Origin of the sequence: Microcoleus sp. (genome assembly GCF_049646505.1) — a bacterium.
In the GTDB taxonomy this organism is placed as follows: Bacteria; Cyanobacteriota; Cyanobacteriia; order Cyanobacteriales; family Microcoleaceae; genus Microcoleus.
Genome location: NZ_JBARVX010000446.1, coordinates 1 through 12819, shown reverse-complemented (window position 1 = coordinate 12819; position 12819 = coordinate 1). Strand labels below are relative to the sequence as shown.

The window sequence follows — 12819 nt, the reverse complement described above, 5'->3', positions numbered from 1 at the left end:
CTGTTGTGTCATGGGTAGCGCTCTTTTTTTTTGGGGGGGGTGGAGAGCCGGCAAATAATATTAACCGATCGGCATTCGGCGGCGGACAATATTTATTTACCACATTAACTTCTACTGTGGCATTCTGAGACTATTTCTGGTATCTATTCAACACCTTTTGACCTGCGATCGGGAATCAGGCACACAGGCGCGAGCAAAATTTGTTGTAAAAATTTACAGTAATCTCGCCCAAAAACGGTTATGAGTTTCCTGCACTCCTGGCAGACTCCCACAATTTTAGAAACTTGGACGGTTCGGCAGTAGAGGTGGCAACGGGCTCGCGCGGTGAGAGCAGCCGAACCGAACGTCTCGCGCCGAAGTTTCAAATCGAAAATCTCAAATCGACGCTTCGGGCTGCTCCTGCTAGCAGCAGAGGACATCAGCGAAACAAGCTAGAAAGTTCTATAACTTTGGTTTGCAGAGTTGAGACTTCTTCCCGGCCCCGTTTTAAAGAAGCTTCTAATTCTAGGAGCAGCGGCAAACTTTTTTGCAGTTTTTCTAAGCTGGCGTTCTTGACTTCTTGACGAAAATAGTATATGCGTTTGGGATTGCCCAAATCTAGAGCACGAGCAATTTTATCATCCCGATCGCCCGCTGCGATCATCGCCTTGACCCACAGCCAAATCCGAAACTTACCGGTCAAGCCCGCCACAATCCTCAAACCAGGCTCGTTTTTGGCCGCTAAGCCCGCCAATAACTCCAAAGCAGCTCCCGTATTACCCTCGCGAATTGCATCGGCTAGTTGGAAGGTATTCTGGGCGTGACAGTGCACTAATGCCGCTACTTCCTCCGGGTTGAGAGGTTGGCTGCGGTTGCCCGCAAACAGTCGCAATTTTTCCAATTCGCTGTATAGCCCGCGGGTATCGCTACCGATGGATTCGGCCAAAAGTTCGATCGCCGCGGCGGTCAATTTGACATTCATTTCGCCGGCAACTTGGCGCGCCCGCTGGGCTAATTCCTTGTCATTCCAAGGCGGAATCGGTGAAAATTCGCGAAATTCGCCGGACTTGTTGAGTAACTTGGTAGATTTGAGCCGGCTGTCGGGTTTTTTGACGGATGTCAGCAGCAGCACTGTTGTAGGGGGAATCACCGGCAGCGTCCGTTCCAATTGGGCCAAGAGTTCTGGAGAACACTGCTGGGTGAGAGTCGTATTTGTCAGCCAGACAAAACGGCTGCCGCTACCGAAGGGCGGTGTTAAGGCTCGATCGAGTCCTTCAACCACAGCGTCGGGCCGATCGGCAATTATCTTGTCATAGTTAAAACTAGCCCAGTTGGGGTCGAGGACAGAGGAGCGCAATTTTGTGACTGCTTGCGAGATGGCAAAGTCGTCTTCCCCCCAAAATAGGTAAAACTGCATATTTAACGCTCTGTACAGGAAAAAATTTGAGTCGCACGATCGTCGGCTTGTCCAACATATCCTGAATCGGACTGTTGGAAGCCCGCACCATAATATAAAATTTGGTGTGGGAGTATTTCACCGCGAGGAAATCAAGATTGGATGATACTTATCAAGCTTACGTAAACCGGGTGGCGCGAATGACGCTGCTGGACTCCTACAAGTCCCAGGTGGAACACATTCAGGAATCTCCAAAATTTAAGCCTGATGAAGCCGGTCACAGAAATCCTGTACCTTTTCCGGGTTATTCGGTGATTACGCCACCTGCGGGGGAAGATGCAGAAAATACTGCTCTTTATAGTAATTTGCAGTCAGTCCAACAACGGCTATTGCAGGAAATCGCGGACGGTGCGCTCGTAGCACTGCCTCCTGATAGCTTCCATTTAACCGTGGCAGATCTGATTTGGAGCAGCGCTTTTCAAGATGCCTCTGAGAACAATCCAGAATTTGAAGAGCAACTGCGCGATCGAATGAAAGAGTGTTTTGCCACCTGCAAACCCTTGGCGGGCGGCCCAGAGATTCGCTGGACTGTGCTGGGGTTGATGGTGATGACTAGGGCTGTGGGTGTTTGTTTGGCACCGACTGACGAAAACTCTTACAAGCAAATTCTAGAGTTTCGGCGATCGATCTATCAAAATCCCGATTTAATTGCTCTAGGAATTGAACAGCAATATCATTTGACGGCACACATTACTCTGGCTTATTTTGGGGACACCGGGCCGAATCTAGACCGCGCCCGTTTGTCCGCCGTGATGTCTGAGTTAAACGACCAATGGCTTGACACGCCACAAGAACTGTGCGTGCACCGAGCCGAACTGCGGAAGTTTGACGATATGACTAGCTACGTGCGGCAACCGGATTGGCCTGTTTTTGAATTTTAACGTAAGCAAGAGGGGAGAGGGAAGAAGTCATTAGTCATTAGTCATTAGTCATCAGTCATTAGTCATTAGTCCAACGTCATGTTTTGCTGTCCCCCCGAGCTTTGGGTCCAACGTCATCAGGAAGAGGGAAGTTCGGCAACGAGCTAGGTAGGGAATTTAACGGATACAAGTCAGAATTCAGAGGACTCGATCGAGGAAAATTCTGCCCACTCTCCATTCTGCCCACTCTCCATTCTCCCCTTCTCCGCCTCTGGCATCTCCTCTGTTTCAAGGGTCAGGATACTGCCTATAGCGGTTCTCACAAAAGTGAGGTATGCTTTTAGGCCCGATGCCCGATGCTTTTAGGCCCGATGCCCGATGCTTTTAGGCCCGATGCCCGATGCTTTTAGGCCCGATGCCCGATGCTTTTAGGCCCGATGCCGGATAGTGCCTCATCTTTCTGAGAAAGGCGATATTAAATGCTTTAATTATTCTGGCTTGGTAACAAAATCAAGCAAAAAATTTATGATAAACCCGGAAAAATCAGTAATTCTGGTTTTTTACTTTTTGCTTAAATAGTGACTGTACACGTTGTTGGTATTGGTTTAGATGGAGCTGCTGGGCTGAGCGAATCGGCGCGGCAGGTTGTAGAAACGGCCGCTCTGCTGGTAGGGAGCGATCGACATTTGAGCTATTTTCCCGATCGCGGCCGAGAGCGCTGGGTGTTGGAAGATTCAACCGAAGCAATTCTGGAAATTCGGCGCTGGCTGGCGGAAGTACCGCAGTTAGAGGCGGATGCGGAAACTGTGGAAAGAGGCCGAGGTTCGATCGTCATTTTAGTAGCCGGCGACCCCATGTTCCACGGCTGGGGAAAGTTACTAATTTCCCAAATTCCGCCAGATAAATTGACATTTCACCCCCATGTGAGCTCGGTGCAACTGGCCTTCAACCGCTTGCAAATCCCGTGGCAGGATGCTCATTTTGTGGCCTCCCAGGGACGTTATTTTGAGGAATTGACGGCAAAACTCAAGTTAGGTGTGGAAAAAATTGCCGTGCTCGCGGACGAAACTCTCACTCCGGCGGCTTTAGCAAATTTGGTGAAAGCTCTAGATTTGCCGGCACGCTATCAGTTTTGGGTTTGCGAAAATTTGGGTTCTCCAGAGGAGAATGTTGGCCTGTATTCTCTAGAAGCTTTGCTGCGAGAGTCTTTTTCACTTCTGAGCGTGGTTGTAATGCAGAGGGTGTTCCCGCCGGCAGAAGCTTTGGATTTGGCAAGTTTGCCTTCGTTGGGGATTCCCGATTCAGCTTTTATCGGTGGCGGCGACAGGCTTGGTTTGACGGTGGAACGGGAGGTGCGGGTGTTGGTGCTGGCACAGTTGGCTTTGCGGCCGGAACAAGTTGTCTGGGATGTGGGTGCTGGTAACGGTTCTGTGTCGATCGAGATTGCTCGTTTGTTCCCGCAGTCTGAGGTATACGCGATCGAACAAACGGTTTCTGGTACTTCTGCGATCGAACTCAATTGTAGCCGTTTCGAGCTGCAAAACGTGCTTTCGATTCACGGAAGCGCGCCGGAAATTTTGCACCGCTTGCGCCCGCCGCACCGGATTTTTATTGGCTGCAGCGGTGGAGGGCTGACCAAAATTTTGGGCGTTTGCGCGCTGCGGCTGCTCGCTGGAGGCTCGATCGTGCTGGCTTTGGATGTTTTTGAGGATATTGCTACTGTTTTGAGCTGGATTGGCGATCGGGTGCGCCGGGAACCGCACTGGAGTTACCGCATCTTGCAGGTGCAGTTGTCGCGTTCTATTTCTGCGGGCAGTTTGACTCGTTTTGAGGCGCTGAATCCTATTTCGATTGTGACGATCGATCGACATTTGAATTAATGTCTGATTTTTAACTGCAGATTAATGGCTGTGTTATCTATGTTTTGTTTTTTTATTGAATCTAATCTTTTTTTTACCGCAGAGGGCGCAGAGGGCGCAGAGGAAGAGAATAGGTGATTTTAAAGGGGTTGGGGGTATTAGCTTTTAATTTTTAATTAACAAAAGTACGGCTGCTGTTGCTAGCAGTAGCAATATTCCGGCTGCACCGGCTAGGGGTTTTGCTGCTATTCCTGTAATCCATTCCGGTACCTTAGAAGTTGGTTTAATTGCGCCTTCTGTATCTACGGTTGTTATACCCCAAATCCAAGCTGCGTGAATGCCGATCGCCAATCCTAAACTGCTATTGTCGGCGATGCGGGCTAAGGTTAAAACCATGCCCATCAGCCACAATCCGGGCAGTTGCGGTAGGGTTTCTTTGGCGGCCCAAATTAGGTGGGCGATCGCGAATATGAAACTGGCGATCGCACTTGCTATTAATATTGAGTAATCTTGCTGGAGGATTGTTTGCAAGCAGCCGCGAAAGATTAACTCTTCTGTGGCACTAATCCACAGTCCTAATAACAGAGTCAGCAGACTAGCAGGATTAATGATTAATGCCCATAAATTAATGTTTTTTTCGCCTGTTTCGGTGGAATTTTCACTTTTTTTTAACTCGATCCAGCCTGCGGTTAATTGTAGACCGAATAAAATTACTAAGCTGATTGTTCCTAATCCTAATCCCCCCAGTAATGATATCAAAACTGCGGGTTGCCAATCCCAACCCCAGTTGGCAAAAGATGTGTTTTCGATCCAACTTGTCGCCCATAAAATGAAGGGAACAATTAGGTAGAGGGAAGCGAGTAAAGGTAGTTTTTTGTTTCCCAGGGGTTGGGGCGGATGCCATTTGAGGACGATCGCCAGTACAGTTGCTACGGGTAGCCACACAGCAATCCAAGTCGAGAAAAACAAGATTATTTTGACAATTGCTGGTATTGACGGCGACATCAGTCGCAGGTTGTTGATACTATTCCACATTTAATGGGTTGCAACTATAATACTTTTGATTGTTGATTGTTGATTGTTGATTGTTGATTGTTGATTGTTAGCTGTTAACTGTTAACTGTTGACTGTTGACTACTAAGAGGGCGGGCACGGGGGCACCGCCCCTACTGACTACTGACTACTGACTACTGACTACTGACTACTGACTACTGACTACTGACTACTGACTACTGACTACTGACTACCGATCGATCTTGCGCTGAATTTGCCTCAAAGATTGGTACATTTCGGGCAAGCGGTTGTAAACGGCTGTGGCTTTGAGAAATAGTTTGTGGGGAATTGCTGGAACACCTGTCACGATCGCACCTGCGGGCACGTCGCTGTGAATTCCGGCTTTGGCTGTGGCGATCGCCCCATCTCCGATTTTAGCTTGATTGGCAATTCCCACTTGACCGGCCAAAATTACATTGTTGCCAATTTTGACCCCGCCGGCCATGCCAACGTGAGCGGCAAACGCACAATTTTTCCCGACTTGACAGCCGTGACCTACGTGTACTAAATTGTCAATCTTGGTATTTTGACCGATGCGGGTTTCTCCGACAGCGGGCCGGTCGATCGTGCTGTTGCAGCCAACCTCAACGCCCTCTTCCAATACAGTGCAGCCAGACTGCTCCATTTTCACCCATCCTGTGGCTGTCGGCACAAACCCAAAACCTTCGCTCCCGATCGCCGCACCGCTGTGAATCACGCAATTTGCCCCGATGCGAGTACGTTCGTGAATGACACAGTTAGCGTGTAAAACAGTGCCGGGGCCTATTTCCGCATCTGGGTAAATTACCACATTTGGGTGAATGCAAACGTTGCTGCCAATTTTGACTTTTGCTTGAATAACGGCGTGGGGGCCGATGTAGACATTTTCGCCGATTTCTGCGGAGGGGTGAAGGGTAGCTGAGGGATGAATTTCGGATGGCGGGCGAAACGGTTGATAGAAAAGGGCGATCGTTTGAGCAAATAACAATCGGGGATCTGCTGCGGCTATCCAAGCGATGTTGCGATCGTCGCATTGAGCTTGGAGGCTTTCATCTAAGGGCAAAATTAAAGCCGAAGCGTTTGTAGTGGCTGTATGAGCGGCAAATTTAGCTCCTTCTATGTAACTTATTTTGCCCGATTCGGCTTCATCGACTGGGGCGGGGCCTGTAATTTCTCGATCGGCAGCATTCGAGGCTGTGAGGCTGTGACTGTTGGCTAAGTTAAGTTTTTGTACTATTTCGCTAAACTTCATCTATAAAAATTTGTTGTTAACACAGATGGATCATAGTTAAAAGTACCAGGTTTGGAGCACGATCCGAGCAGTTGGCATTGAAAAAACAAAAACCCCGACTTCTCACAGAAATCGGGGTTGCAGCGATCGATTGTTTTGGGGAATTATTGTACGGAAACTGCATCTACGTCAACGGTGCTGCCTTTGGCTTCAGAAGGGCTGCCGGTGGCTTCGGATGCTGTGGCTGTCTCTGTTTGGCGGGATTTAAAGTAGTCGGTTGCCATTTGGGATAGTTCGGAAATCAGCAATACTGCGATCGCCAAGTCGTCAATTTGTCCGACGACGGGGAGAAAATCGGGCGCAATGTCGATCGGGCTTACCAGATATGCCAGGGTTCCCAGAATAATCCACCAGCGGTACTTGGGGTTGCGGAGCGTGTCGCGATACCAGTTGTAAACAGATTGTATAGAAAAGTTCATGTGGTTGTCCTCTCGTTATATTTTCAATCTTGACAAATTATCGCTCGAAACGCTTGTGGAGATATCCCCCCTAAGATTGGGAAGAGACTTCTACCTGGGAGTATGAGGAATTGGGGAGGGAGAATTTGTCAATCTGTGTCCCAAAGGCGGGGACTCTTGACAACGCCTCTACAGAAACCTGACAGATGAAAGGCGATGGCATTAATCTGTGTTTATCTCCTGTTTAAAACCATATTCATCTATTGCTTGTATATCGTGATTAAAGCAAGTTACTTAGATTGGGATTTTTCAACCGCAGATGTCAGCAGATAAACACAGATGAACGCTGATGGGATTTATCTGTGTTTATCTGCTGTTTAAAAAAATCTTCATATCTTTCAATCACGAATCTTGAAACACCCATTTTTGGTCGCCGATCGCAATTTCGCAACCGTTCGCCAACCAAAAAGGCTCGTTAGCAGCCAGCCTCTGGCCTCCGACAAAAGTGCCGTTGGAACTCCCGCTATCTACAAGTTGATATCGCTGTTTGCCAACTTCGTCAGTAGCGCGGCGGATTTGGGCGTGGTAGCGCGAACTTTGCGGATCTTGCAATACTAAAGTGTTAGTCGGTTCGCGTCCAATTGTAAAAGGATTTGCCGTTAAACCGATCGCCTGTCCAGAAAATTTGTAGATTAAATATGCGGTGTTTTTGCGATCGCTGCTGGCGAGTACCGTCGGTGCAAGTGAAGGTGAATTTCTCGCAGGTGGGAGACTGTTTTGAGCGAGTTGTTCTGTCAGTTGTTGCAAATCGCGATCGAACCCTGCTGCTGTGTCAGAAGTTGGAAGACTCGCAGGAGAATTACCTGAGATTAAGTTTAACTGCTGTACTGGAGCTTGAGGAACAATCGGCCGGCCGGCTTCGGCAATTCTCATTTGTAGGGCGGCGGAATTTTCTGCTTCCTGTCGGGCACTCATTCCCTCAACTTGGCGAATAACTCCGTTGGTTTCGGGAAAGCTGACATCGCCAATTCGCACGTCTTCTAAGTTAAAACCTAGGGTGTAAAAATCTTGGACGCGATCGAGCAAGTTTTGGCGCAGCAACAGTCGGCCTTGGGTGATAAGCTGTTGTAAGGAAAATTGCCCGATCGCTAATCCCATACAATCCTTAACTGCGCTTGCTAAAACAGCGATAGGATCGGACAATTCCAAAGCTACTCGTTTCGGATCTATAACTTGATAAATAACAGTCAGAGTGGCATCAATTAAAAATCGATCCTTAGATAAAAAATCTCCGTGCGACTGTACATCCAAATTGCGGAGTTTGGTGTCTACCAGGACAATTTGACACTGTTCCAGCAGGGGAAGGGCGAAGCTGAAATGCCGCCCTGATTTCAGGGTACGCACGGCGCGGCCGTTTTTGACCAACAGCCCCGTGTAACCCGCCCCGATAAAGTCCATACTAAAGCCGGCCCAGCGTTCGGGTGTGACGGTTTGAATTAGGGGAGAGGCGTTGTTCATGACAGGGAGTTGAGGGAGGTTTGATTCTATTTTTAGGGTAACAAATTGCTGGCGGCGAGCGATCGGGCGTTGTGCCGGTTCTGCAACCTCTATTCTATACTTCTGGACTCCCCGCGATTCAGCCCGGACAGGAGCTCGTTTTCATCTAGTTAGTGGTGAGGGCGATCGCCCTCAGTGCAAACGCATCTGAATTTATTTGACAAAAATGTGAATTTGTGCATTACTAAATGACTCAAAAAACCTGCTTAACATTCTTAATTTTCACGCCGATCTAGCAGATTAAATCAGAAGCTTAACATTTGATGAACTTCTTAAAGCCGGATAATCTTCCTTCTGAGATTGGTGTTATATTTCGAGCATTAACTGCCATCGTTTAAAATTCCAACTAAATATAGCGAGCCTAAGTCAGTTTGACAACAGAAGTCCGGCAGGCTAAAATAAAAGTTGATGTACAAAGCGGTGGAACCTATGGAAAATAGCGCTCAATTAGATAGCAAATCGACGGACTTAAAAGAATTAACAGAGTTCATTAACAGTACGAAAAATGTTAGAGAGTGGAAAAAAGGTCAGGCGGTTAAACTAATAATACAAGGTTTTTCTTATCGAGAAGTTAGCCAACGATTGCATATTTCCTATAGCTCGATTGCTCGGGCTAAAAAAGAATACATGGCACAAGGAGTTTCTGGACTGAAACTTAAATATAAAGGCTCCCAAAGTTATTTAACTGAAGTTCAAAAGGCTGAACTAAAAATTTGGCTAATTGAACAACCCGAAAAACGCAACACTTCCGATCTTCAGCGACATATTATGGAAATTTATAATTTAGTCTTTAAATCCACACAAAGTTACTACGATCTTTTGAAAATGGTCAATTAACTTGAAAAAACCCGAACCAACAAAATTCTAGAAACGACCCAGAAGCCATCAAACAAAGAACCCAAGAGATTGATTCTAGGAATTTTAGAATAACTCAAACCGGAAATAGAATCTGGAATCTTGGCGGTGTATGCGCGAATGCGAATGTCATCTCCGGGGTGATGATGTTTGTAGTTATCTATGGGGCGACTCAAAAAATAGAGAAGTTATGACTATAAATAACGAACAATCCCGTCAAACTTATTATGGAGCTTTAAATTTACTAGCTAATCAGTTTGAAGACGGTAGGAGGTGTTTAAGTTATTAAGTTTTCATCATTAGATCTCTTGCAAAAATCCTTTTCATCAATTGGTGGGACGGGATCACCGGCCCATCCCACAAGAAAAAACAACTCTTGTGGGATGGGCATCTTGCCCGTCCTAATTACTTTTGCAAGAGGTCTATTAGGCGCTGACATTACTGCTGTATAGCGGTTCTCAAACGTGGTGAGGTATGCCCAGTTTGCCATATACCATATACCATATACCCTATCCCGGATAGTACCTCATCTTTCGCTTGAAAGGCTATCAGAGTTTTGCTTCAGTTAAACGATTGGTGGAGATTTTCTTCAAATATTAACTTTTTAATTCTCCTAATTTGAAAAAATAAGATGTTTTTGCCAAACTGATTTAGACTGGCGATAGAATCACCCGGTTGAGAGACAATAGTTCAATTCAGAGATGCTTGGACATCCAGAAATTCACAAAATTTGGGAAAAAATAACCGCATTGAGTCCTCAACATTTTTAGAGTTCAATTTGACCGCCCAACAGTTTTAATCGGCCATGTTTGCCCGATGGTTAGCGACGATTAAATTACAATATAAGTATTTTTTCTGTTGAATGTGTAATATTTATTTACTATAATTACCAGGTCAGAAATAATAAAATTGTTACGGCTAACAGTTTTTCCCAAATAACAGCTAAACTATTCTAATGTTTGCGCGTCCCGATCGTTGCAGGCTCAACCTATAGCTGTTAAGGATTCGTCCTGATTCACAAAAGCAAGATTTTAAAATATGCATCTCAGCGAACTGACTCATCCAAACCAATTACACGGTCTCTCGATTCATCAACTCGAACAAATTGCCCGACAAATTCGAGAAAAGCATTTAGAAACAGTAGCTGCGAGCGGCGGACACCTAGGCCCTGGATTGGGTGTAGTCGAACTCACATTAGCACTGTACCAAACCCTAGACCTCGATCGCGACAAAGTTACCTGGGATGTCGGCCACCAAGCTTATCCGCACAAATTGATTACCGGCCGCTACAACCAATTCCACTCCCTGCGCCAAAAAGACGGCGTTGCAGGCTATCTCAAGCGCTGCGAGAGCAAATTTGACCACTTTGGGGCCGGTCACGCCTCCACGAGCATTTCCGCAGCCCTAGGAATGGCAATGGCGCGCGACCTCAAGGGCGAAAACTTCAAAACTGTGGCAGTCATCGGCGACGGTGCGCTGACGGGCGGCATGGCACTCGAAGCGATCAACCACGCGGGCCATATGCCGAAAACCAATTTGTTAGTTGTGCTCAACGACAACGAGATGTCAATCTCCCCCAACGTCGGCGCAATTACCCGCTATTTAAACAAAATGCGCTTGTCGCCACCGGTGCAGTTTCTCAAAGATAACTTAGAGGAACAATTCAAACAAATTCCCTTTGTCGGCGAAACTTTTACTCCAGAAATGGAACGCATCAAAGAAGGGATGAAACGCTTGGCTGTCTCGAAAGTTGGAGCTGTAATTGAAGAATTGGGCTTTACTTACATGGGCCCGGTAGACGGACACAATTTGCAAGAGTTAATTACTACTTTCAAACACGCTCATACTATTCAAGGCCCGGTGTTAGTTCACGTTGTGACGGTGAAGGGCAAAGGATACGCGATCGCCGAAAAAGACCAAGTAGGATATCACGCCCAAAATCCCTTTAACCTCGCCACCGGCAAAGGCATTCCCTCCACCAAACCCAAACCTCCCGCCTACGCGAAAGTCTTTGCCCACGCCCTAGTCAAGCTAGCAGAAGATAATCCGAAAATTGTCGGCATTACTGCTGCAATGGCAACCGGCACAGGCTTAGACAAACTTCAGGAAAAACTGCCGAAACAGTACATCGATGTTGGCATTGCCGAACAGCACGCGGTGACTTTATCGGCTGGTTTAGCCTGCGAAGGAATGCGCCCGGTTGTAGCAATTTACTCGACATTTTTGCAGCGTGCCTACGACCAAATAATTCACGATGTCTGCATCCAAAATTTGCCTGTTTTCTTCTGTTTGGATCGCGCGGGAATTGTCGGCGCTGACGGCCCAACTCACCAAGGAATGTACGATATTTCTTACTTGCGCTGTTTGCCAAACATGACAATTATGGCTCCCAAAGACGAGGCAGAATTGCAGCGGATGGTAGTCACGGGAATCAACCACACCAGCGGCCCGATCGCGATGCGTTACCCGCGCGGCAACGGTTACGGCGTACCTCTGATGGAAGAAGGTTGGGAAGAATTGCCGATCGGCAAAGCTGAAATTCTCCGCAACGGCGACGACGTGCTGATATTAGGTTACGGTTCGATGGTTTATCCGGCAATGCAAACCGCCGAAATGTTGAGCGAACACGGCATCGAAGCAACAGTCATCAACGCGCGTTTTGTCAAGCCTTTGGATACAGAATTAATCTTGCCTTTAGCACAGCGAATCGGCAAAGTTGTCACAATGGAAGAAGGTTGTTTGATGGGCGGTTTCGGTTCAGCAGTAGCCGAAGCTTTGCTAGACAATAATGTTCTTGTTCCAGTGATGCGCTTGGGTGTACCTGATACATTGGTAGACCACGCTACACCGGATCAGTCGATGGCAACTTTGGGTTTAAATCCGTCGCAAATGTGCGATCGAATATTGGCAACATTCAGCCGCAAAGAGTCTCCGGTTAGCGTCTAATTTCACTCGTTACCAGGCTCTGCCTGGTAACGCAGATCCGGAGGCTCTGCCTCCAATTTTCCTACTTCCAAAACGAGGCAGAGCAAGAGTGACATTGGTTCCCAGGCAGAGCCTAGGAAGCAGTTAACCAGTTATGATATGATTGAATAAACATTTCACAACAAGGGAGAATCAATAATGACTTATCTCAACCCAACTCGCACAGTACGTCGGGGAAGAGTGTTCCCAGAAATTCAATGGTCAGAAGAGAAAAAAGCCCAGTGGCGCGCTGAAAGAGAAGCATTTCGCAAGCGTTGCAAAGTAATTTTCGATCGCCTCAAACCAGAATTAATTAAAACCCACTACAACTGGTACATGGCGGTTGAACCCGACAGCGAGGAATATTTTATCGACAAGGATGATATGGTGGCTACCAAAATGTGCCGCCAGAAACACCCAAATGCTATCCCCTACCTTTTCCAGATCAACCATACAGGGGCGTGCGGCACGATATGATTGAGGGAAGATTTGGTGATAAGGACGAACTATTTTTTGAAGTTGACTTGATTGCTGATAACGGCTTAGAATTACCTGTTGATGCTCTGCT

At 47.1% G+C, this 12819-nt stretch carries 10 protein-coding genes; 5 read left to right on the top strand and 5 right to left on the bottom strand.

The window, feature by feature from the left end:
* Positions 1-418: 418 nt before the first annotated feature.
* Positions 419-1396, bottom strand: coding sequence for a DNA polymerase III subunit delta (gene holA / locus WBA89_RS21645; protein ID WP_424409355.1), 978 nt, complete (start codon positions 1394-1396; stop codon positions 419-421).
* 179 nt (positions 1397-1575) lie between these two features.
* On the opposite strand from holA, the gene WBA89_RS21640 reads away from it, so the two are divergent.
* Together WBA89_RS21640 and cbiE are read left to right on the top strand one after the other, a co-directional pair.
* Positions 1576-2316 (top strand): DUF1868 domain-containing protein, encoded by a 741-nt coding sequence (locus WBA89_RS21640; protein WP_424409357.1) that lies wholly within the window; start codon positions 1576-1578, stop codon positions 2314-2316.
* A 557-nt stretch (positions 2317-2873) separates the two neighbouring features.
* Entirely contained in the window at positions 2874-4175 is a 1302-nt protein-coding gene (gene cbiE, locus WBA89_RS21635; protein ID WP_424409354.1) for a precorrin-6y C5,15-methyltransferase (decarboxylating) subunit CbiE, read from the top strand.
* A gap of 144 nt (positions 4176-4319) precedes the next feature.
* Here cbiE and WBA89_RS21630 read toward each other — a convergent pair whose 3' ends face one another.
* From WBA89_RS21630 to WBA89_RS21615, 4 genes are all read right to left on the bottom strand, one after another.
* Positions 4320-5189 carry a lysostaphin resistance A-like protein gene (locus WBA89_RS21630; RefSeq protein ID WP_424409352.1) on the bottom strand — a complete coding sequence of 290 codons (870 nt, stop codon included), beginning with the start codon at positions 5187-5189 and terminating at the stop codon, positions 4320-4322.
* Between the two features lie 208 nt (positions 5190-5397).
* Complete coding sequence (lpxD, locus tag WBA89_RS21625; RefSeq protein WP_424409351.1) at positions 5398-6438, bottom strand: UDP-3-O-(3-hydroxymyristoyl)glucosamine N-acyltransferase; 1041 nt, start codon at positions 6436-6438, stop codon at positions 5398-5400.
* Positions 6439-6581: 143 nt separating this feature from the next.
* A complete protein-coding gene (locus WBA89_RS21620; protein ID WP_333421252.1) occupies positions 6582-6896 on the bottom strand; it encodes a YkvA family protein in 315 nt (104 codons plus the stop codon).
* Between the two features lie 381 nt (positions 6897-7277).
* Positions 7278-8393, bottom strand: coding sequence for an SPFH domain-containing protein (locus tag WBA89_RS21615; protein WP_424409350.1), 1116 nt, complete (start codon positions 8391-8393; stop codon positions 7278-7280).
* Positions 8394-8861: 468 nt separating this feature from the next.
* Between WBA89_RS21615 and WBA89_RS21610 the strand changes: the two genes are divergently transcribed.
* The 3 genes from WBA89_RS21610 to WBA89_RS21600 all read left to right on the top strand — a co-directional run bounded on the left by WBA89_RS21610 (position 8862) and on the right by WBA89_RS21600 (position 12728).
* Positions 8862-9269 carry a helix-turn-helix domain-containing protein gene (locus tag WBA89_RS21610; protein ID WP_424409349.1) on the top strand — a complete coding sequence of 136 codons (408 nt, stop codon included), beginning with the start codon at positions 8862-8864 and terminating at the stop codon, positions 9267-9269.
* Between the two features lie 1056 nt (positions 9270-10325).
* Complete coding sequence (gene dxs, locus WBA89_RS21605) at positions 10326-12233, top strand: 1-deoxy-D-xylulose-5-phosphate synthase (protein WP_424409348.1); 1908 nt, start codon at positions 10326-10328, stop codon at positions 12231-12233.
* A 177-nt stretch (positions 12234-12410) separates the two neighbouring features.
* Positions 12411-12728, top strand: a complete 318-nt coding sequence (locus WBA89_RS21600; protein WP_424409347.1) for a hypothetical protein — start codon at positions 12411-12413, stop codon at positions 12726-12728.
* Positions 12729-12819 lie beyond the last annotated feature (91 nt).

What these genes read in the sequence shown, in the direction of transcription:
- dxs (WP_424409348.1), top strand. Translation starts at nt 10,326, where the DNA reads ATGCATCTCAGCGAACTGACTCATCCAAACCAATTACACGGTCTCTCG.
- lpxD (WP_424409351.1), bottom strand. Translation starts at nt 6,438, where the DNA reads ATGAAGTTTAGCGAAATAGTACAAAAACTTAACTTAGCCAACAGTCAC.
- WBA89_RS21640 (WP_424409357.1), top strand. Translation starts at nt 1,576, where the DNA reads ATGACGCTGCTGGACTCCTACAAGTCCCAGGTGGAACACATTCAGGAA.
- WBA89_RS21610 (WP_424409349.1), top strand. Translation starts at nt 8,862, where the DNA reads ATGGAAAATAGCGCTCAATTAGATAGCAAATCGACGGACTTAAAAGAA.
- WBA89_RS21615 (WP_424409350.1), bottom strand. Translation starts at nt 8,393, where the DNA reads ATGAACAACGCCTCTCCCCTAATTCAAACCGTCACACCCGAACGCTGG.
- WBA89_RS21600 (WP_424409347.1), top strand. Translation starts at nt 12,411, where the DNA reads ATGACTTATCTCAACCCAACTCGCACAGTACGTCGGGGAAGAGTGTTC.
- WBA89_RS21620 (WP_333421252.1), bottom strand. Translation starts at nt 6,896, where the DNA reads ATGAACTTTTCTATACAATCTGTTTACAACTGGTATCGCGACACGCTC.
- holA (WP_424409355.1), bottom strand. Translation starts at nt 1,396, where the DNA reads ATGCAGTTTTACCTATTTTGGGGGGAAGACGACTTTGCCATCTCGCAA.
- WBA89_RS21630 (WP_424409352.1), bottom strand. Translation starts at nt 5,189, where the DNA reads ATGTGGAATAGTATCAACAACCTGCGACTGATGTCGCCGTCAATACCA.